This is a genomic window from Photobacterium sp. Hal280, from assembly GCF_037162255.1.
Lineage (GTDB): Bacteria > Pseudomonadota > Gammaproteobacteria > Enterobacterales > Vibrionaceae > Photobacterium.
The window spans coordinates 2,391,435-2,411,818 of sequence record NZ_JARLUO010000005.1; the positions used below are offsets into that span (position 1 = coordinate 2,391,435).

Sequence of the window (20,384 nt, forward strand, 5' to 3'; positions counted from 1 at the left end):
GTCGCCTCAGTGTACCCCAAATCAACCGCTATGCGAGGACTTAGCCCATTATTTTTATCAACAAAAAACGGCATCCCAGGGATGCCGTTTGACAAGCTGGACCCAAGTTCGGGTCCGCCTTTCATTGTGTTGAGCTACACCAAAAAGTGCCTGGCTTATGCGTAAACCGGCAGGCGCTGGCAGATTTCCAGCACTTTGGCTTTGGTCGCTTCGATAACCGCTGGGTTATCGATATTGTCCAGCACATCGCAAATCCAGTTCGCCAGTTCTTTGGCATCTTCAGTGCTGAAACCGCGGCGGGTAATCGCTGGTGTACCGATACGGATACCGGAAGTCACAAACGGGCTGCGCGGGTCGTTCGGGACACTGTTCTTGTTGACCGTGATATTGGCCGCACCCAGTGCTGCATCGGCTTCTTTACCTGTGATGTTCTTGTCAATCAGATCGACCAGGAACAGGTGGTTTTCGGTGCCACCGGAAACGATTTTATAACCGCGCTCCAGGAACTGGCTGACCATCGCTTTCGCGTTATCCACCACACGTTGCTGATACGCCTGGAACTCTGGCTCCATGGCTTCTTTGAATGCCACGGCTTTGGCTGCAATCACGTGCATCAGCGGGCCGCCCTGACCCCCAGGGAATACCGCAGAGTTCAGTTTCTTATACAGATCTTCACCCGCGTTTGACAGGATCAGACCGCCGCGAGGACCGGCCAGTGTTTTGTGGGTTGTGGTCGTGACCACGTGCGCGTGCGGCACAGGGTTCGGGTAAACACCTGCGGCAATCAGACCGGCGACGTGCGCCATATCCACGAAGAAATAAGCGCCGACTCTGTCTGCGATTTCACGCATCCGCTTCCAGTCAACGATTTGCGAATAAGCGGAGAAACCACCGATGATCATTTTCGGCTTGTGTTCCAGTGCCAGCGCTTCAACTTCTGCGTAGTCAATCTGGCCAGCTTCATCAATGCCGTAAGGAATCACGTTGTACAGCTTACCGGAGAAGTTCACCGGTGAACCGTGAGTCAGGTGACCGCCGTGTGCCAGGCTCATGCCCAGAACAGTATCGCCGGCATTGAGCAGTGCCATGTAGACAGCGCTGTTGGCCTGAGAGCCTGAATGCGGCTGAACGTTGGCATACTCGGCACCAAACAGCTGGCAGGCACGGTCAATCGCCAGTTGCTCGGCTTTATCGACATACTCACAGCCGCCGTAATAGCGCTTGCCCGGGTAGCCTTCCGCGTACTTGTTGGTCAGCTGTGAACCCTGTGCTTCCATTACACGCGGGCTGGTGTAGTTTTCAGAAGCAATCAGCTCAATGTGCTCTTCCTGACGGGCAGTCTCTTCCTGGATGGCTGCAAATAGTTCTGCGTCATAATCAGCAATATTCATGTCACGCTTTAGCATCAGTCTCTCCTGACTCAGATAGTTCTCAAATTCGTTGACCTAAGTATCAGACAAGGCCAGACACTTAGGTCAACGCGGGATAATTGGCATTTTTCCTCATTCAGACAAAAAACACAACCCCAGTAACCACGGCAACGCAAACGTTTTCGTCACATCGAAAGATGAGCCCGTATTTTAGCGAATTTGCTTCCCTACAGGTAGCCCTTTTCAGGTTTTTTAACCGGTTTTTTTGTTCGTTTTTTTCATTTGGCAGATGAATTTTTTTCACCTTGCTGCCAGTGTCCATTAAAAACGTGACAGAGAAACTGTGAATGCAACCATGAAACGAAAATAATGATTTACAAAAAAGTAAATAATTTTTTACAGGTGGTTTTTCTTTAAGTTAGATCACAGGATTCATTTTTTTATTTCACTCTATATCATATCGCGCGCATGACCTTTCAGCATCAAGGCCACCCCGACTGGCAGGCTGCAAAGGAACCATTTTGGAGGTACAGATTGAAACACCGCGGTCACTCTCGCAAAGAAAACCTAATCGCTATTCTTACTGGTACATTCATCGTCGCGCAAGGCGTTTTTTTCTTACAGCAAGCCCACTTACTGACAGGCGGCACCACTGGCTTAGCACTGTTGCTGACCCATTTTGTTGATTTCAGTTTTGGCCAGCTGTATTTCGTTATGAACATTCCGTTTTACATCATGGCCTGGTGCCGGATGAACCGACGTTTCGCACTGTCCAGTATTTGCTGCGGCGCGTTAGTGTCTGTGATTACCGATAACCTGCATCACTTTGTTGAGATCAGTCAGTTTGATCCTGTGTACTGCGCTGTGATGGGAGGGATGCTGATGGGACTGGGGATGCTGATCCTGTTCAGGCATCACACCAGCCTGGGCGGATTTAACGTACTGGTGCTGTATCTGCAGGAGAAATTCGGGGTATCAGCCGGTAAGCTTCAGATGGGGATCGATATCGCGATTCTGCTTTGTTCCTATGTTCTGATGACACCGACGATTCTGATGCTGTCACTGCTCGGTGCTGTGATGCTCAATCTGGTACTGGCCATGAACCACAAGCCCGGCCGCTACAATGACGGCAAGGCCGTGGCTAAAACAGCCGACTGATCACACGGCCACTGGCTCATGCAACAATCCGGCATGGGCGAGTTTGTCGAGTAGTATTCCCCTCGCCTGGCGGCGTAAATCCCGGTCCAGTACATTGATGTTCACCGGCACAGTGATGCTCTTTCCTGCTTCAGTCTCAATCTGAATCCTGAGCTGATTTTTGACGACCGCCACGGCAGATACCTGGGTATAGGGCACCCGGTAGCAACCCAGCCAGGGGTTAGGCGTGATGAATAAAGCTTGAGGGGTTACCATCAGGGCGGTTTTCTTTTTCCCGGCCAGATTGCGGACAAAAATCACCACCCCCGCCACCACAGCCAGCGCCCCGAAAGGAAGGCCGACGATCATGGTCAGAATACCGACGCCGCACAGGCCGAAAGCTAACGGGTCTTCATCGCAAAAACCAAACTGCGGGTATTCAGGTTTCAGCTCGGGTTTGACTTCCTGCAACATCCGCAACTCCCAGCGCTTACAATCTGCCAGGTAACAAATATGGAAGTACAGGCCAAAGGGAAACAGGACGAAGGTTGTCAGCAGACTCAGGCATTTGCCAGTGAGCGGGCTTCTTGTCAGTAGCCAGAGACTCATGCTCTGAACCAGCACAGCTGCCGCCGCCAGCCAGGGCCAGAGTGACAGGATCTCTCGGTGATCCTTGATGGCGGTCGCGATAGCCCCGGTGGGATAAACACTCAGGATATTGCTCAGTAATGGTGATGCGATCAGTACCGTGACTGCCGTCATCAGCACTGAGATGGCAAGCCCGCCGCAAGTGGACAAAGACACGTGCTTCATGATGACTCTCCTTGAAGACACTGAAACAGAATGACGACCAGACTGTTTTTCAACGTCAGACACGGGCAACGTCAGCAAACAGCAAAGTCAGATTGGCTAAGGCATCAATGCGACAGGGAAAACTGGATATTAAATCATCAGTTTTAGAATCAGAGATGGCTCCATAAAGCACAGCCCCGGCACATGACCGAGGCTGCAAGGAGTAGCATAATACTTGTGAAAACAGTTTGTTACCGAGTCATCAGATCGCGTCTTCGTCTTCTTCACCAGTACGGATACGGACAACACGCTCAATATCAAACATGAAGATTTTACCGTCACCGATTTTACCGGTTTGGGCCGTTTCGATGATGGTGTCGACACATTGTTCGGCCACATCATCGGTGACCACGATTTCAAGTTTAACTTTCGGCAGAAAGTCCACCATATATTCCGCACCGCGGTACAGCTCAGTATGGCCTTTCTGACGACCGAAACCTTTCACTTCGGATACTGTCATCCCCGTGATCCCCACCTCTGCCAGGGCCTCACGCACATCATCCAACTTGAATGGCTTTATAATGGCTTCGATTTTTTTCATCTCACAATATCCTTTGCTCTGCGGGGGTCGATAAAACAGGACGGTTGTCGACGCCGGAAAGGCCCCATTATCACCGATTTTTCATAGAAAACTCAACGGCTCCCTATAAACTTACACCATTTTCTGATTCGACGGCGCCTGCTGTCAGCACAAAAAAAACCGCTGCGAAAAGCAGCGGTTTTCCTGTTATCAGCTCGTCAGATGTCTGACTGCGAAAGATTAACCCAGATTAACGCGCGCATTACGGAACATACGCATCCAAGGGCTGTTTTCGTTCCAGTCATCCGGATGCCAGGAGTTCGCCACAGTCCGGAACACACGCTCCGGGTGAGGCATCATAATCGTCACCCGGCCATCCTGGGTTGTCAGGCCGGTAATGCCGTTCGGTGAACCATTCGGGTTGGCCGGATAGTTCTGCGTGACATTGCCGTAGTTATCCAGGAAACGCAGCGCAACGGTGCCTGACTGCTCAATCGCGGACAGATGCTCAGCATTACGCACTTCCACGCGGCCTTCACCGTGCGACACCGCGATGGGCATCCGCGAACCGGCCATACCGTTCAGGAACAGTGAATCACTCTGCTGTACTTCAACCAGGCTGAAACGGGCTTCAAAACGCTCCGATTCGTTACGCACAAAACGTGGCCACAGTTCAGCACCCGGGATCAGATCGCGCAGATTCGACATCATCTGGCAACCGTTACACACGCCCAGTGCGAAGGTGCCGTCACGGTGGAAGAAGCGCTCGAACTGATCACGCGCCATGGTATTAAACAGCACTGACTTCGCCCAGCCTTCACCGGCACCCAGTACGTCACCGTACGAGAAACCACCACAGGCCACCAGACCATTGAAGCCATCCAGTTCCACACGACCGGACAGAATGTCACTCATGTGAACATCGCGGGTATCGAAACCAGCACGGTCAAAAGCGGCTGCCATCTCAACGTGGGAGTTCACGCCCTGCTCACGCAGAATAGCCATCTTAGGACGGGCACCGGTGGCGATAAATGGCGCCGCCACATCTTCGTTGATATCAAAGCTCAGTGACGCACTCAGACCCGGATCCTGGCTGTCTTTCTTGGCCTCGAATTCCTGCAGCGCACCGGCCGGATTATCACGCATCGCCTGCATCTGATAAGTGGTTTCCGCCCAGATAGTACGCAGTTCAGTGCGGTTTTGATCCAGCACCAGATCGTTCCCGTTCCAGATGCGCACCACGTCTTCGTCAACCACAGTGCCGATCACATGACTGCACGATGCCAGACCGTATTTTGCCAGCTCGTTTTCAACCAGCGCCAGATCCTCAGTCCGCACTTGCAGCACTGCACCCAGCTCTTCGTTGAACAGCATCGCCAGCACATCGTCACAGCTGTCGCCGTCTGTGGTGTTGATATCCACTTCGACACCGGTATGACCGGCAAAGGCCATTTCAGCCAGCGTCACATACAGGCCGCCGTCGCCACGGTCATGGTAAGCCAGCAGTTTTTCGTCCCGCACCAGCGTTTGAACGGCGTGGAAGAAGCCTTTCAGCAGCTCAGGGCTGTCAACGTCCGCAGGTTTATCACCCAGTTGTTTGTAAACCTGGGCCAGTGCTGTCGCACCCAGGCGGTTCTTGCCGCAGCCGAGATCGATCAGGATCAGGCTGGAATCACCCTTGTCGGTACGCAGCTGTGGAGTCACGGTTTTCCGTACATCCTCTACGCGACCAAAGGCTGTGATCACCAGAGACAGCGGAGAGGTCACTTCTTTCTCTTCGCCGTTCTCTTCCCACTTGGTCTTCATCGACATGGAATCTTTACCCACCGGAATCGTCAGGCCCAGCGCCGGACACAGCTCCTCGCCCACCGCTTTCACGGCTTCGTACAGACCGGCATCTTCACCCGGGTGACCGGCTGGTGACATCCAGTTGGCCGACAGTTTAATCCGCTTCAGATCGCCGATATCGGCGCTGGCAATGTTGGTGATCGCCTCACCGACCGCCAGACGGGAAGAAGCGGCAAAGTCCAGCAACGCCACCGGCGTACGCTCACCCATAGACATGGCTTCGCCATGGTAAGTGTCATAACTGGCTGCTGTGACCGCACAGTTGGCAACCGGTACCTGCCACGGGCCGACCATTTGATCACGAGCCACCAGGCCGGTCACCGTGCGGTCACCGATAGTGATCAGGAAAGTTTTCTCAGCAACGGCCGGCAGACGTAATACACGATGGCTGGCTTCTGTCAGCTCGATGCCGTCACGATTTAACGCACTGCCCTGCACTTTTTGCGACGTCACGTCACGGTGCATCTTCGGTGGCTTGCCCAGCAGAATGTCCAGCGGCATATCAATCGGCGTATTGTCGAAATGGCTGTCGTCCAGCGTCAGATGACGCGCTTCCGTTGCCTCGCCCACCACAGCGTACGGTGCACGCTCACGCTGACAGATAGCATCAAAGACTGCCATCTGCTCAGGTGCAACGGCCAGAACGTAACGCTCCTGGGATTCATTACACCAGATTTCCAGCGGGCTCATGCCTGGTTCGTCGTTCGGCACATCACGCAGCTGGAACTTACCGCCGCGCTCGCCATCGTTCACCAGCTCAGGCAGGGCATTGGAAATACCGCCCGCGCCGACATCGTGGATAAAGGCAATCGGGTTGTCATCACCCAGTTGCCAGCAGCGGTCGATCACTTCCTGACAACGACGTTCCATTTCCGGGTTTTCACGCTGTACCGAGGCAAAATCCAGGTTTTCCGCCGACTGGCCGGACGCCATCGAAGAGGCCGCGCCGCCGCCCAGACCGATGTTCATGGCCGGACCACCCAGCACGATCAGCTTGGCGCCAACCGGAATTTCTTTCTTCTGAACATGATCTTCACGGATGTTGCCCATACCACCGGCAATCATGATCGGCTTGTGGTAACCGCGAATTTCTTCGCCATTGTGCGAGACCACTTTTTCTTCATAGGTCCGGAAGTAACCCAGCAGGTTCGGACGACCGAACTCATTGTTGAATGCCGCGCCACCCAGCGGGCCTTCCAGCATGATGTCCAGTGCGGTTACGATGCGACCCGGCTTACCAAAATCCGTTTCCCACGGCTGTTCAAAACCCGGCACACGCAGGTTAGAGACGGTAAAGCCAACCAGACCGGCTTTCGGTTTACCGCCGATCCCTGTTGCGCCTTCATCACGGATTTCACCGCCTGAACCGGTCGATGCGCCCGGCCAGGGCGAAATCGCCGTCGGGTGGTTGTGGGTTTCCACTTTCATCAGGATGTGCGCCGCTTCCTGATGGTAGTTGTACTGGCGGTTGTCCGCATCCGGGAAGAAACGGCCCACTTCAGAACCGGTCATGACAGCGGCGTTATCTTTATAAGCAGACAGCACGTACTCGCTGTTCTGCTCATAAGTGTTCTTGATCATCTTGAACAGTGACTTTTCCTGATCGACCCCGTCGATCGTCCAGTCAGCGTTGAAGATTTTATGACGACAGTGCTCAGAGTTTGCCTGGGCAAACATCATCAGTTCAATGTCGTTCGGGTTGCGCCCCAGCTTGGTGAAGTTCTCAACCAGATAATCGATTTCATCTTCGGCCAGTGCCAGGCCCAGTGCGATATTGGCTTCTTCCAGCGCGCGGCGACCGCCGGCCAGAATATCCACGCTCTGCAGCGGTGCCGGTTCAGCATGGCGGAACAGGGCCTCTGCCTGGGCAACATCGTCAAACACGACTTCCATCATGCGATCATGCAGCAGCCCTTTCAGTGCAGACAACTGCTCTTCGCTCAGCGCAGACTCGGTTTCGACATAATAGGCCGTCCCGCGCTCAAGGCGCTGGATTTGCTCCAGACCGCAGTTATGGGCGATATCTGTTGCTTTGGACGACCAGGGTGAAATGGTGCCAGGACGCGGCGTGACCAGGAACAAGCGACCCGTAGGTTCATGTTCGGCAATCGTAGGGCCATAGGTGAGCAGGCTGGTCAGGGTAGCCAGCGCTTCGCTGTTCAGCGGCGATGCCAGCTCAGCAAAGTGCATGTATTCGGCGTAGATGCCGGTGACAGGCAGACCGGACTCTTGGCAACGCGCTAGCAGCTTGTTGACACGAAACTCAGACAGTGCGGGTGAACCACGCAAAATTTCCATGTGCGTACGACTCTCGATTAGCAGTTGAATGAAGGTGATATTGGCCTGCTCCCCAGCCGGGAATCACGTCAATGTCACCTTGTTCAGCGCCCTTTTTTCTCACTTGTCCGGGAGGAAAAATTACGATGGGCGATAGTATAAGGGAAAACACAGTGTGACGTAACACCTGACGCAACCGTTTGCGCTATTTTTTTTCAATCCGGCAGATATCCACAGCGATCTTTGACTACCAGCCCAAAATCGGACATTTTTTCACCTAAATCCAGACCGCCGGATAAGATCAAAGGGGGTCGGCTTTGTCCTGAATGCGACCTTTGGTATAAAGAACGACTGAATAAATAAATGAGCATGCATTATTGAGACGAGTAGTTTTTGCCACGAATCTCCGCGCTTTTGTCGCCATCCTACTGACAGCATTCACATTATCTGGCTGTCAGTGGGAAAGCGACACCCGCACTGAGCTGGAACGGATACGCGACAGTGGCGTTTTGCGCATTGGCACACTGAATAACCAGATTTCCTACTATATCGGTCCGGACGGTCCTACCGGGCTGGATTATGACCTTGCGCAGCGTTTCGCTGACAAGCTGGGTGTAAAGCTGGAAATGCAGCCGTTGTTCTCCTTATCTGGTCTGTTTCCGGCATTGAAACGCGGTGATGTCGATCTGCTGGCTGCCGGCCTGACGATGACGCCGGAGCGGGTGCGTGAGTTCAGGGCTGCCCCTGCCTATTACTATGCCAGCCAGATCCTGGTGTACAAGAAAGGTCAGTGGCGACCGCGTGATCTCGCCGATCTCGCTCAGAACAAAGGGGCCCTGACCGTCGTTCGCGACTCCAGCCATGAGAAAACGCTGGATGTTGTCAAAAAAGACCACCCGGCTCTGGTGTGGCAGACCATTGATGAAATTGACAGCGAGGAGCTGCTGCGCCAGGTCGCCGCCGGTGAGCTGGACTATACCGTCGCAGATTCAGTCGATGTCGCCCTCAGCCAGCGTATCCATCCCGATATTGCAGTGGCTCTTGAGCTGACCGATGACGAACCCATCGGCTGGTTCATGGAGCAGAGCAATGACGATAGCCTTTATGCGCTGCTGATTGAGTTTTTTGGTGAACTGAAACAAAGCGGTGAACTTGCCAAACTGGAAGAGAAGTATTTCGGCCATGTTGATCAGTTCGACTATGTCGATACGCGCGCCTTTTTAAGGGCGCTGGAAACCAAGCTCCCTCGCTGGGAAGGCACATTTAAGAAATACGCCAGCGAATTTGACTGGCGACTACTGGCTGCTTTGTCCTATCAGGAATCACACTGGAACCCCAGAGCCGTTTCCCCGACTGGGGTGCGCGGGATGATGATGCTGACACTGCCGACGGCAAAATCAGTCGGTGTCCAGAACCGGCTGGATCCGGATCAGAGTATCCGGGGCGGCACGGATTACCTGAGAAAAATGGTCGCCCGGGTGCCCGACAGCATTGAGGATCATGAAAAGGTGTGGTTTGCACTCGCCTCCTACAATGTCGGCTACGGCCATATGATGGATGCCCGCCGCCTGACCAAAAAACAAGGCGGCAACCCGGATGCCTGGAGCGATGTCAAACAGCGCCTGCCGCTGCTACGGCAACGTAAATACTACCGGCAAACCCGCTATGGTTATGCCCGTGGCGATGAAGCACTGCTATATGTGGAAAACATCCGTCGCTACTATCAGAGCATCATCGGCTACGAGCAGGCGCACAGTCAGCCGGTGAACAGCGAAGGGATCCGACTGGTTGATGACTGGCAGACCATTACGCCGGCCGAGCTGGAAAGCAACGCAAATAATACAGTCAGCGACACCGCCGAACAGACGCTGGATGAGGTGCTGGATAAGACCAAAGCCAACAAAAGCGTGAGCCGCTGATCCCTTCAGCGGCTGATCTTTTCGGGGAAAGGCTCGTCACTGCCGTAACAGGGAGTGACAGAACGAACGAAACGGGCGGCAGGCATTGCCACCCGTTTTTTTACGGGTCTTTTTTCAGAGTATCCTGAGTGACGGTTCCCTGAGCAGCCTGCTGTCTCTGGGCTTTTTTCTCGGCTCGGCGGCGTTTAAAGAAGGCCTGCAGCTGCTGGCGGCACTCGGCATCCAGCACCCCCTCAAAAGCCACATGGTGATTGACCCCTGAATAGCTGAGCAGGTTCATGACACTGCCCGCGGCCCCGGTTTTCGGATCCGGCGCGCCAAAAACGACCCGGCCGATGCGGCTGTGCACCATGGCTGCGGCGCACATAGGACAAGGTTCCAGGGTGACATACAGCACCACATCCAGCAGACGGTAGTTGCTGCACACTTTGCCTGCCTGACGCAGCGCCATGATCTCGGCGTGAGCCGTGGCATCATGCTGGCCGATCGAACGGTTCCAGCCTTCACCAATCACCCGGCCATTGTGTACAGCAACGGCGCCAACAGGGACTTCACCTTCGGCTTCAGCCAGGCTCGCCAGTTCAATGGCACGCCGCATAAAAAATTCATCCTGAGGGTTGATGTCACTCACCACTGGGTCTCTGATCTCACAAGGTTTGGGCGGGGGATTATAAGCCAAGCGCCGCCACCTCTCCAGTGCCGCAGCATGATGATGGCCGTGTCGCGTTCCGCAGTGGGCACTCCGGGTCATTCTCTCCTACTTTATATGAAGAGTTACTGCTGCGGAGAGATAATCATCATGGACACTATTAAATCCCGGGCGGCCGTTGCCTGGGGGCCGAATCAGCCACTGACCATAGAAGAAGTCGATGTCCAGCTCCCGAAAGCCGGTGAGGTACTGGTACGTATTGTCGCCTCAGGCGTCTGCCATACCGATGCGTTTACCCTGTCCGGTGACGATCCGGAAGGCATCTTCCCTGCCATTCTCGGACACGAAGGGGGCGGCATTGTAGAGAAAGTCGGCGCCGGGGTCACCACAGTACAAGTGGGCGACCATGTCATTCCGCTCTACACCCCGGAGTGCGGCGAGTGTAAATTCTGTCTGTCGGGCAAAACCAATCTGTGCCAGAAAATTCGCGACACCCAGGGTAGAGGCTTGATGCCGGACGGCACCACGCGTTTCTCCCTCAATGGCGAACCGATTTATCACTACATGGGCTGCTCAACCTTTTCTGAATATACGGTGCTGCCTGAAATCTCATTAGCGAAAGTAAACCCGGCCGCCCCGCTGGAAGAAATCTGCCTGCTCGGTTGCGGGGTCACCACCGGGATGGGCGCTGTGCTCAATACAGCGAAAGTGCACAAAGGCGATACTGTGGCCATTTTCGGCTTAGGCGGCATTGGCCTGTCAGCCATCATCGGGGCCACCATGGCCGGGGCCTCTCGCATTATTGGAATTGATATCAATGAACATAAGTTCGCTCTGGCCAGAAAGCTGGGGGCGACTGACTGCGTCAATCCCAAAGATCATGATAAGCCAATCCAGGAAGTCATCATTGAGATGACCGATGGCGGTGTCGATTTCTCCTTTGAGTGTATCGGCAATGTCAGCGTCATGCGCTCGGCACTGGAGTGCTGTCATAAAGGATGGGGCGAGTCGGTCATTATCGGGGTTGCCGGTGCGGGCCAGGAAATCTCCACCCGGCCTTTTCAGCTGGTGACAGGACGGGTCTGGCGCGGCACCGCTTTTGGCGGCGTCAAAGGCCGTACGCAATTGCCCGATATCGTAGAGCGTTACCTACAGGGGGAGTTTCAGCTGCACGATTTCATCACCCACACCATGCCGCTGGATGATATCAACCAGGCTTTTGAGCTGATGCATCAGGGGAAGAGCATCCGATCTGTGATTCACTACTGAACCGAAACCATATGGCATAGCGCTGGACAATGTCAGCAACAACAAGCCTTTTCTCCCACAGCGCCCGGCAAGTACCGGGCGCTGGGTGTCTGACAAGTACTTGTGCCGGATCAGAAGCCCAGAGGCAAACCGAAGGCAAAGAAAATCACCAGTACAATGGTCCACATCAGCAGGAAAGCCGCCGAGTAAGGCACCATCATGCTGATCACATCGCCGAATTTCAGTTCAGGTTTATATTTGCGCATAAAGGCCAGCACAACACCGGCGTAGGTCATCATCGGGGTAATAATATTGGTTGACGAATCGGCAACACGATAAGCGGCGGTTACCAAATCAGGCGTCATATTCGGGTTCACCTGATACAGCATGGGCACAAAAATGGGTCCTAACAGCATCCATTTCGACGTCATGCCCCCCACAAACAGGTTAATGAAAGCCGTCGTCAGGATAAAACCGATAATCAGTGCAACCGGGAATGACTGCAGTCCCAGTGAGCCTAAAAAGGTCGCGCCCAGATAGGTCACGTAAGTACCCAGGCCGGAGTAACTGAGCATCGCCAAAAAGTTGTAGCAGAAGAAAGTCAGTACCAGAATATAGCCCATGGTATTCATCTGCTTCACCATGGCTTTCACCACATCCTGCAGCGATTTGAACTTGCGGGTCGTCACTCCATAACACATCCCCACCACAACAAACACAAATGAAATCAGCAGGATGACATTATCCAGGTATGGCGTTACTTGCCGGCCGGCGGCATTGGTATAAGACGCCAGCGGGCCTGTCGCCAGCAGATAAATGCCCAGCAGAGCCGCAAGCAGCCCCAAACCTGCCATGCGTAACCCTTTTTGCTCTTGCGCCGTCAGCTTGAAATCATCCAGTTTGAGATCATCCGGCAGTTCATAGCTCATGGCAGACAAGCGCGGAGCGACAAAACGTTTGGTCACCCAGGCGCCAACCAGGGTCAGCATGATCGTCGAAACCACAATAAAGTAATAATGCATGGTGGCCGGGTTGAGTGGCTCGCCGCTGGCCGTGGTAAACGGAACGCCCTGAGACTCAGCAAAAATACGCGCATTGACCCCGAGAATGACATCGGAAGGCGTGGCGGGGATCAGGTTCGCACTGAAACCGGCAGACACACCGGCAAAGGCCGCCGCCATACCAATCAAAGGGTTCTTGCCCAAACCGGCATACAAAAGGCCTGCCAGCGGGATCAGGACCAGATAACCGGCATCGCTGGCAACGGATGACATGATGCCCAGGAAAACCACCATATAAGGCAGCCAGCGGTCACTGATGTGCAGGCCGACCTTCTTGATCAGCGCGGCCAGTAACCCGGAATGTTCTGCGATGCCCACCGCCAGCATCACAATCAGAATGACGCCCAGTACACCGCGCCCGAACGCCAGCCAGTTCTGCAGCAAGGCATGATCGAACAGCCAGCGGACATGCTCAGTCTCGAGCATATTTTTAATACTGTGCGTGACTGCACCGCCGTCAGCCCCCATCACCTCAAACTGCATGCCGCCAATCAGGCTGGTCAGCACCAGCACAAAGGCGAACAAGAACATGAATATCACCACAGGATCGGGGATTTTCTGCCCGGCGCGTTCAATAAACGCAATCATACCCCGCGATTTTTGTGCAGGGTTCAAGGCATCACTCATAGTCGTACTTCCTTATCAAATCGAATGAGTATAAAAAATCGCTAAAGACTACCCCATCCCACAAGTCAGTAAAACCATTAAAATCCAATACCAAAGCAATAAAATAGAACAACATTCAAATATTCAGAATAAATAACCAACCCATGATTTATTTAAAGTTTGTTAAACTCCACCCTATCTAAGGGCATGCTTGACGCTATCAATAAAAAATAAGCGCCCTGCAGGCACCTTGATTTAATAAATATGAGTGTATTTGAATAATAAAACTTGATCACCCACTGCAACCCGCGCGTACATGCCAGACAGTCGCGCGGGCAGATTTGATCGTTCCGTCTTCAGTCAGCAGGCATTTCAGGTTGTTCAGCACCCGTCGCCGCGACAGTTTCCACCTGCCTTTGACGCTGCGCTGCCTCGCGAATTCGCTCCATGGTGATTTCCTTCACCGCTTGCTGGCTGATGCGGATATGCCGGTCCAGTTCATCGGCGGCGGTCTGTGCGTCGCCCCGGCGGATGGCGTCGAGGATCCGGGCGTGTTCCTCATAGGTGGCCTCCACCCGGTCGTTGCGGGTGAAATCCAGCCGGCGGATGATGCGCAGGCGGTCGCTGATTTCCCGGTGGATACGGGTCATTTCCCGGTTACCGGCAGCGGCCACCAGATCACAGTGGAAGCTTTCATCCAGGGCGCGAACGGTGCTGCCGACGGCCCGTTCGGAAGGATGATCGGGGTTCCAGATGGCGGTCAGGGTGCGAATCGCCGGGGGCTCTTCCGGCAATTCGCAGATCTTGTGGATAGCCGCCTTTTCCAGAGTGATGCGCAAATCGTACAGCTCCGCAATCTGCTCGAAATCCAGAGGTGTTACCCGCCAGCCGCTGCGAAAGATCACTTCCACGTACCCCTCACGCCGCAACCGGTACAGAGCCTCCCGGACCGGTGTCCGGGAAGCGTCCAGCCGCGTACCGACATCACCTTCACTGAACTTATCGCCCGGCAGCAGGCGAAATTCGAAGATGTCGTCTTTCAGGGCGTCATACACCCTGTCGGCCATAGAGGTTTTGCGTCTGGTGCTGGTTGTCATATCTCAATGCTCAATAACGGCTCCCCCGGGGTCACTGCCTTACCGGCTTCCACATGCAGGGCGCTGATTGTGCCCGATTGCGTGGCGTTCACCTCGAATTCCATTTTCATGGCTTCCACGATCACCAGCGGGTCGCCCACGGCCACAATGTCACCCGGTTTGACCAGGCACTTCCAGATATTCCCGGCAATCTCGGCACTGATCAGCTCGCCGAACTGTTCCAGATCCGAAGTGTCCGGCACCGGCGGCGCCTTGGCCAGACGGTCCAGCTCCTCCGCTTCGCTTTCCTTCCACAAGGCCACTTCTTCAGCATACGCCGCCTGCTGCATCTTGCGGAACTGGCTGATGGCGTCGGCGTTGGCGTCCAGAAAGGCCTGGTGGGATCTGAGGTCGAACGTGTCTTCCTCTATCCTGATGGTCAGCTTACCAGCCCGGAACTGATCACGCATCTCCGTCAATTCTTTTTCGCTGACCGGGTAGTAGCATATCTGGTCAAAGAAGCGCAGAAGCCAGGGCGCGCCGTCAGCAAATTGCGGGTTCTTCAGGTACTTGTTCCAGATAGGCAGGGTGCGGCCCACCAGCTGGTAACCGCCGGGGGAATCCATGCCATAAATACACATGTACACCCCGCCAATGCCCACTGTGCCCTCAGCTGTGTAGGTGCGCGCCGGGTTGTACTTTGAGGTCAGCAGGCGATGGCGCGGATCCAGCGGCACGGCGCAGGGCGCACCCAGATAGACATCACCCAGACCCAGCACCAGATAACGGGCATTGTAGACTACGTCCTTGACGTGCTCCCTTTCACTCAGGCCGTTGATGCGCTGGATGAAATCCACGTTGTTGGGCAGCCAGGGCGCGGTGTCCCGCACCGACTGGCGGTACTTGTCCACCGCCTCCAGCGTGGCGCTGTCCTCGAACGCCATCGGCAGGTGAACCACCCGGCTGCGCACTTTCAGCTCATCAGTCGGCGGCAGAGTGACTTCCAGATCCAGCAGGTATGCCATCAGGGCCTGCTGGGACAGGATACGCGAGTCGTAGCGCAGCTGCAGCGACCGCACGCCCGGCGACAGCTCCAGCAGTCCGTTGGGCTGCACATTGGCAATGGCTTCCATCAGGGCGTGAATGCGCAGGCGTGACCCCAGTTCCATCACATTCGGGCCGTATTCCAGCAGAATATACTGGTCGCCAGCCTGGCGGTAGGTCACTTCCGGACGCCCGTCGGTTTCCGGCAGGTGGGCCAGGATGGTGGCGGACAAACCGTTCAGCGGCGCCAGGTCCGGGGCTTTCAGCGCCACTTCGGGCGGAGCCATCAGGCTTTTCACCGCCAGCTCCTGGCGTTCGGATAATGTCACTGCCGTGTCATAGTCCAGCGGCACGAAGCGAATGGTGTCGCCGGGCTTCACCTGGCCGACCTTCCACAGTTCGGCTTTGGCGATGGTCACCGGGCACACGAACCCGCCCAGGCTGGGACCATCCTTGGTAAGGATCACCGGCATGTCGCCGGTAAAGTTGATCGAACCAATGGCGTATTCACAGTCATGGATATTGGACGGGTGCAGACCGGCCTCGCCGCCGTCTTCGCGGGTGAATTCCGGTTTCGGGCCGTTCAGGCGAATGCCCAGACGGTTGGAGTTGTAGTGCACCTCCCAATCCTGCCGGAAGAACTTTTCGATGGCGTCTTCACTGAAGAAATCCGGGGCGCCGTGAGGACCATAGAGTACGCCGATTTCCCAGTGGTCCGGGTAGTCCGGGATCAGATCGGGATCGACCGGCGCCGGGTCGTGGGTCGGGCCCGGCGTGGTACAGGCCGGCAGTTCCAGCTGGCTGATGCCCAGCATATCACCGGGGCGCAGGGGCCGGCCGCCGTGGCCGCCGAACTGGCCCAGAGCGAAGGTGGAACGGCTGCCCAGATACACAGGCACATCGAAGCCACCGCGCACGGCCAGATAGGTACGACACCCCTTCACGGCCTTGCCCACGGCCAGCACCTGACCGGCTTTCACTGTGATAGGTTTCCAGAATGCCACTGGCTGGTCATCCAGGGTGGCTTCGGTCAGCGCGCCGGTGAGTGCCACCACGGCATCCTGATGAAACTTCAGGGTCGGGCCGATCAGTGTGGTTTCCAGCCCGGCGGCATCGTTATGGTTACCGACAATGCGGTTGGCCAGGCGGAAAGCGTAGTCGTCCATGGGGCCACTGGGGGGCACGCCTATGTTCCAGTAGCCGACCCGGCCGGGGTAGTCCTGCACCGTCGTATAGGTGCCGGGTTTGACGATCTCTGCCACCGAGGGCCTGAATGTGAAGCTTTCCAGCGCGCGGGTAGAAACTATGCCTTCGGCAAAACTGGCCTGGGCGACCACCTGGCGCAGGTAATCCAGGTTGGTGGCAATGCCCATCAGCCGGGTTTCAGCCAGCGCGGCTTTCAGTTTGGCCAGAGCATCGTCCCTGTCTTTGCCGTGGACGATCAGCTTGGCGATCATCGGATCGTAGTGGGCCGAGACTTCACTGCCGTTTTCCACCCAGGTGTCGACGCGCACGCCGTCTTGCGGCCAGTGCACTTCGGTCAGCTCGCCCGGGGAAGGCTGAAAGTCTTTCAGCGGGTCTTCTGCGTAGATGCGCACTTCCATGGCGGCACCATTCAGCGTCGGCTCGAACACCGCCAGATCCGGGCTTTCACCGGCGGCGATCTTCAGCATCCATTCAATCAGATCCAGACCGGTGACAGACTCAGTGACCGGGTGCTCTACCTGTAAGCGGGTGTTCACTTCCAGGAAGTAGAACTCGTCCCGGTCGGCGTCATAGATGTACTCCACCGTGCCAGCGGAGCGGTAGTTTACCGACTGGCCGAGGGACACCGCAGCGTCCAGCATTTTCTGGCGGGTGGCCACCGGCAGGTTCGGTGCCGGAGTTTCCTCCACCACCTTCTGGTTGCGGCGCTGCAGGGAGCAGTCCCGCTCGCCCAGAGCCACGACATTGCCTTCACCATCGCCGAAAATCTGCACTTCCACGTGGCGGGCGCGGGCGATGAAGCGTTCCAGAAACACGCCGCTGTCGTTGAAGAAGCTCTGGCCCTGACGACGCACGGTTTCAAAGGCGTCTTTCAGTTCATTGTCACTGTTGCAGCGGGTCAGGCCAATGCCGCCGCCACCGGCGGTGCTTTTCAGCATCACCGGGTAGCCTAGGCGCCCGGCGGTTTGCAGGGCTTCGTCCAGGGTATCCAGCAGGCCGCTGCCCGGCGCCAGAGGCACGCCGGCGACCTCGGCCAGTTCACGGGCCCGGTGCTTCAGGCCGAATTCGCGCATCTGGCCCGGGGTGGGACCGATGAAGGCAATGCCGCAGGCTTCACAGGCTTCGGCAAAATCGGCGTTTTCCGACAGAAAACCATAGCCGGGAATGATGGCCTCGGCGCCGGTCTGCCTGGCGGCAGCCAGGATCTGGGCGGTATCCAGGTAGGTTTCACTGGCGCCGTGGCCGGTCAGGGCCACGGCTTCGTCGGCATTGGCCACGTGCAGGCTGTGGCGGTCTTCATAAGAGTGTACAGCCACGCTGCCCACGCCCATGGCTTTGAGAGTACGAATGGTACGCACGGCAATTTCGCCCCGGTTGGCGATCAGAACTTTGGTGAACATAGTTGGCAATCTCCTTAAGCCTTGCAGGATTTGAGGGCGTTGATGTAGGCGCGCCAGCCGCCGAACCCGGTCACATCCCGGGCGCCGTCCAGGCCGTAGCCTTCACAGATAAAACCGTTGACCCACCGGCCATCGGCGAGCTCGACGTTGCCGATGCCCAGAGGCGCGGGAATCAGATCGACGAAGGACCCGAATTCCGAGGCCGCCATTTCCCAGACTTCCAGCACGATTGCTTCGCCATCGGATTCGTCCCGCTTCAGGCCGGGTTTGGGCGGTGTGGTATTGGGCAAGGCATAGAGCCGGTAACGGGCCGAGGTGGTGGTTTTCTCCAGCAACCGGGCCCGCCGCTCAGTCAGTTGAATGTTCAGAGGCATCCCCGAAAGATGCGCGCCTACAACCGCTACCTGCACCGTGGGGACAGCTTGTACGTGAGTGGCTACTTCCGCTGGCCGCGTTTTATCCAAGGCACCCAAGGGTGTCGGGTGAGCGTTCAGCCATTGACTGGCCAGCGCCTGGAGTTCGCGGTCTTTCCAGGCGCCGCTGATCAGCGTCACGCCGAAAGGCAGACCGTCGTCGCGGAAACCGGCAGGAACGGCCAGGGCGCAGAAGTCCGCCAGGTTCACGAAATTGGTGTAGGTGCCCAGCTGGCTGTTCAGGGTTACCGGGTCGGCGTTCACCGCGTCGATAGTGGGGGCAATGGGTGCCGTGGGCACCAGCAGGCCGTCCACTTCAGCCAGCAGATCATCAATCGCCCGCAGCAGTTCTTCCTTGCGGTACAGGGCCTTGAAGGTATCGGTGGCGGTGAACTTACCCGCATTGCTGATGATGCCCCGGACCGTGGCGTTCATCTCCCCGGCATGCCCGGCCATGAAGCTTTCCACCGCCGCATGGCGCTCGGCCACCCAGGGACCTTCGTACAGCAGCGCCGCCAGTTCCAGCAGCGGTGAGAAATTCAGCGGCACCAGTTCCACACCGGCGATGTCCAGTTGCCGCCACTGGCTGAGGGTGGTATTCCAGGCGGCTTCGGCCTGCAGGTCACCATGGAACAAAGGGACTTCGGGAATGCCCAGGCGCTGGACCGGGCCGGGACGTCGAATGGCCGGGGCATCCAGAGGCAGTGCCGTGAGCGCTTGACGGGAAAACGCATCGCCCGGCTCGAAATCGCCCAGAATCTCTGCCACCAGAGCGGCGTCGTGAAGGGTAAGACCGAACACCGACACGCAATCCAGGGATTTGCAGGCGGGGACCACGCCGTCGATGCTGAACCAGCCCTTAGTGGGTTTCAGCCCCACCAAATTGTTCAGGCCCGCCGGCACGCGGCCGGAACCAGCAGTATCTGTGCCCAGGGCGAAAGGCACCAGACCACGGGCGACCACCGAGGCCGACCCGGAGCTGGAGCCACCGCTGATCACTTCCGGCTTAAAACTGTTCGGCACCGCGCCATAAGGTGAGCGGGTACCCACCAGACCGGTGGCGAACTGATCCATATTGGTCTTGCCCACCAGTACCGCGCCAGCGGCTTTTAGCCTGCGGATAACGGCGGCGTCCTGATTCGGGCGATACCCATAGGCCGGACAGGCGGCGGTGGTGTCGAAACCCTCAGCATCAATGTTGTCTTTGGCCGCGAACGGAACGCCGTAAAGCGGCAGTTGTTCAAGATCGCCCCCCACCGCGGCCAGCCTGTCAGCCAGTTCTGACAGCGTGGCGCTGAGTTCGCTGGAAGGCAGCCGGGTGATCCAGGCGGGATCGTCTTGGTCTAATGCACTAATGAGCGGGTTGAGCAGATCGTCCGGCCGGGCGCCTTCTTTATAGGCCTGCTGCCAGTCGGCAATGGTCCATCCAAGGGGGTTGGCATCATGTATCCTCACGTTGATTCATCTTGTATACATGATCAACAGCAAGGCTCATGCCATATCGGACCCAATAGTAATTAATTCAATAAAAACAGCATGATAGCTGAATTTCAACGCTTTAATTGTTAAAACAATGCGCACCAAATGAGCGCAGTTCGATAAAAATGGCACCACAATTGAGCAAGATATCTGGGCTTGTTCGCCGCAAAATTGTGTAACCACAACTTGTATACAAGTTAACATGCTGTTTTATAGTGATTTTGGGGTCGGTTGGAACCGAAAATGCAGTTTCGAGTGAGAATTCCAGGCCGCCTGCCC

General features: G+C 56.2%; 12 protein-coding genes. 3 read left to right on the top strand and 9 right to left on the bottom strand.

The window, feature by feature from the left end; genetic code table 11:
• Positions 1 to 155: 155 nt before the first annotated feature.
• On the bottom strand, positions 156 to 1,406 hold the full coding sequence (glyA, locus tag P4S53_RS20345; protein WP_337114122.1) for a serine hydroxymethyltransferase: 1,251 nt from the start codon (positions 1,404 to 1,406) through the stop codon (positions 156 to 158).
• A gap of 498 nt (positions 1,407 to 1,904) precedes the next feature.
• Here glyA and P4S53_RS20350 point away from each other — a divergent pair, with 498 nt between their 5' ends.
• The gene (locus P4S53_RS20350; protein WP_337114123.1) at positions 1,905 to 2,528 is read left to right on the top strand and encodes a YitT family protein; all 624 of its coding nucleotides are present in this window, start codon (positions 1,905 to 1,907) and stop codon (positions 2,526 to 2,528) included.
• On the opposite strand, the gene P4S53_RS20355 is transcribed toward P4S53_RS20350, so the two are convergent.
• The 3 genes from P4S53_RS20355 to purL all read right to left on the bottom strand — a co-directional run bounded on the left by P4S53_RS20355 (position 2,529) and on the right by purL (position 8,025).
• Positions 2,529 to 3,320, bottom strand: a complete 792-nt coding sequence (locus P4S53_RS20355) for a hypothetical protein (protein WP_337114124.1) — start codon at positions 3,318 to 3,320, stop codon at positions 2,529 to 2,531. It lies immediately after the preceding gene.
• A gap of 241 nt (positions 3,321 to 3,561) precedes the next feature.
• Positions 3,562 to 3,900 carry a nitrogen regulatory protein P-II gene (glnB, locus tag P4S53_RS20360; protein ID WP_027252937.1) on the bottom strand — a complete coding sequence of 113 codons (339 nt, stop codon included), beginning with the start codon at positions 3,898 to 3,900 and terminating at the stop codon, positions 3,562 to 3,564.
• Between the two features lie 219 nt (positions 3,901 to 4,119).
• On the bottom strand, positions 4,120 to 8,025 hold the full coding sequence (purL, locus tag P4S53_RS20365; protein ID WP_337114125.1) for a phosphoribosylformylglycinamidine synthase: 3,906 nt from the start codon (positions 8,023 to 8,025) through the stop codon (positions 4,120 to 4,122).
• Between the two features lie 407 nt (positions 8,026 to 8,432).
• On the opposite strand from purL, the gene mltF reads away from it, so the two are divergent.
• Positions 8,433 to 9,923 carry a membrane-bound lytic murein transglycosylase MltF gene (gene mltF / locus P4S53_RS20370; RefSeq protein WP_442958697.1) on the top strand — a complete coding sequence of 497 codons (1,491 nt, stop codon included), beginning with the start codon at positions 8,433 to 8,435 and terminating at the stop codon, positions 9,921 to 9,923.
• 100 nt (positions 9,924 to 10,023) lie between these two features.
• On the opposite strand, the gene tadA is transcribed toward mltF, so the two are convergent.
• The gene (gene tadA, locus P4S53_RS20375) at positions 10,024 to 10,554 is read right to left on the bottom strand and encodes a tRNA adenosine(34) deaminase TadA (protein ID WP_337114126.1); all 531 of its coding nucleotides are present in this window, start codon (positions 10,552 to 10,554) and stop codon (positions 10,024 to 10,026) included.
• A gap of 168 nt (positions 10,555 to 10,722) precedes the next feature.
• Here tadA and P4S53_RS20380 point away from each other — a divergent pair, with 168 nt between their 5' ends.
• The gene (locus P4S53_RS20380; RefSeq protein ID WP_337114127.1) at positions 10,723 to 11,841 is read left to right on the top strand and encodes an S-(hydroxymethyl)glutathione dehydrogenase/class III alcohol dehydrogenase; all 1,119 of its coding nucleotides are present in this window, start codon (positions 10,723 to 10,725) and stop codon (positions 11,839 to 11,841) included.
• 110 nt (positions 11,842 to 11,951) lie between these two features.
• Here P4S53_RS20380 and P4S53_RS20385 read toward each other — a convergent pair whose 3' ends face one another.
• The 4 genes from P4S53_RS20385 to atzF form a co-directional block, all read right to left on the bottom strand.
• On the bottom strand, positions 11,952 to 13,508 hold the full coding sequence (locus P4S53_RS20385; protein WP_337114128.1) for an AbgT family transporter: 1,557 nt from the start codon (positions 13,506 to 13,508) through the stop codon (positions 11,952 to 11,954).
• Positions 13,509 to 13,843: 335 nt separating this feature from the next.
• Complete coding sequence (locus P4S53_RS20390; RefSeq protein ID WP_337114129.1) at positions 13,844 to 14,584, bottom strand: GntR family transcriptional regulator; 741 nt, start codon at positions 14,582 to 14,584, stop codon at positions 13,844 to 13,846.
• Positions 14,581 to 18,213, bottom strand: coding sequence for an urea carboxylase (gene uca, locus P4S53_RS20395; protein WP_337114130.1), 3,633 nt, complete (start codon positions 18,211 to 18,213; stop codon positions 14,581 to 14,583). The genes P4S53_RS20390 and uca overlap by 4 nt, the downstream gene beginning before the upstream one ends.
• A 14-nt stretch (positions 18,214 to 18,227) precedes the next feature.
• The gene (gene atzF / locus P4S53_RS20400) at positions 18,228 to 20,081 is read right to left on the bottom strand and encodes an allophanate hydrolase (RefSeq protein ID WP_337114131.1); all 1,854 of its coding nucleotides are present in this window, start codon (positions 20,079 to 20,081) and stop codon (positions 18,228 to 18,230) included.
• Positions 20,082 to 20,384: the final 303 nt, after the last annotated feature.

Excerpts from the sequence above, each read along its gene's own strand:
- glyA (WP_337114122.1), bottom strand. The coding sequence starts at position 1,406 with ATGCTAAAGCGTGACATGAATATTGCTGATTATGACGCAGAACTATTT.
- P4S53_RS20355 (WP_337114124.1), bottom strand. The coding sequence starts at position 3,320 with ATGAAGCACGTGTCTTTGTCCACTTGCGGCGGGCTTGCCATCTCAGTG.
- glnB (WP_027252937.1), bottom strand. The coding sequence starts at position 3,900 with ATGAAAAAAATCGAAGCCATTATAAAGCCATTCAAGTTGGATGATGTG.
- purL (WP_337114125.1), bottom strand. The coding sequence starts at position 8,025 with ATGGAAATTTTGCGTGGTTCACCCGCACTGTCTGAGTTTCGTGTCAAC.
- P4S53_RS20380 (WP_337114127.1), top strand. The coding sequence starts at position 10,723 with ATGGACACTATTAAATCCCGGGCGGCCGTTGCCTGGGGGCCGAATCAG.
- P4S53_RS20385 (WP_337114128.1), bottom strand. The coding sequence starts at position 13,508 with ATGAGTGATGCCTTGAACCCTGCACAAAAATCGCGGGGTATGATTGCG.
- P4S53_RS20390 (WP_337114129.1), bottom strand. The coding sequence starts at position 14,584 with ATGACAACCAGCACCAGACGCAAAACCTCTATGGCCGACAGGGTGTAT.
- uca (WP_337114130.1), bottom strand. The coding sequence starts at position 18,213 with ATGTTCACCAAAGTTCTGATCGCCAACCGGGGCGAAATTGCCGTGCGT.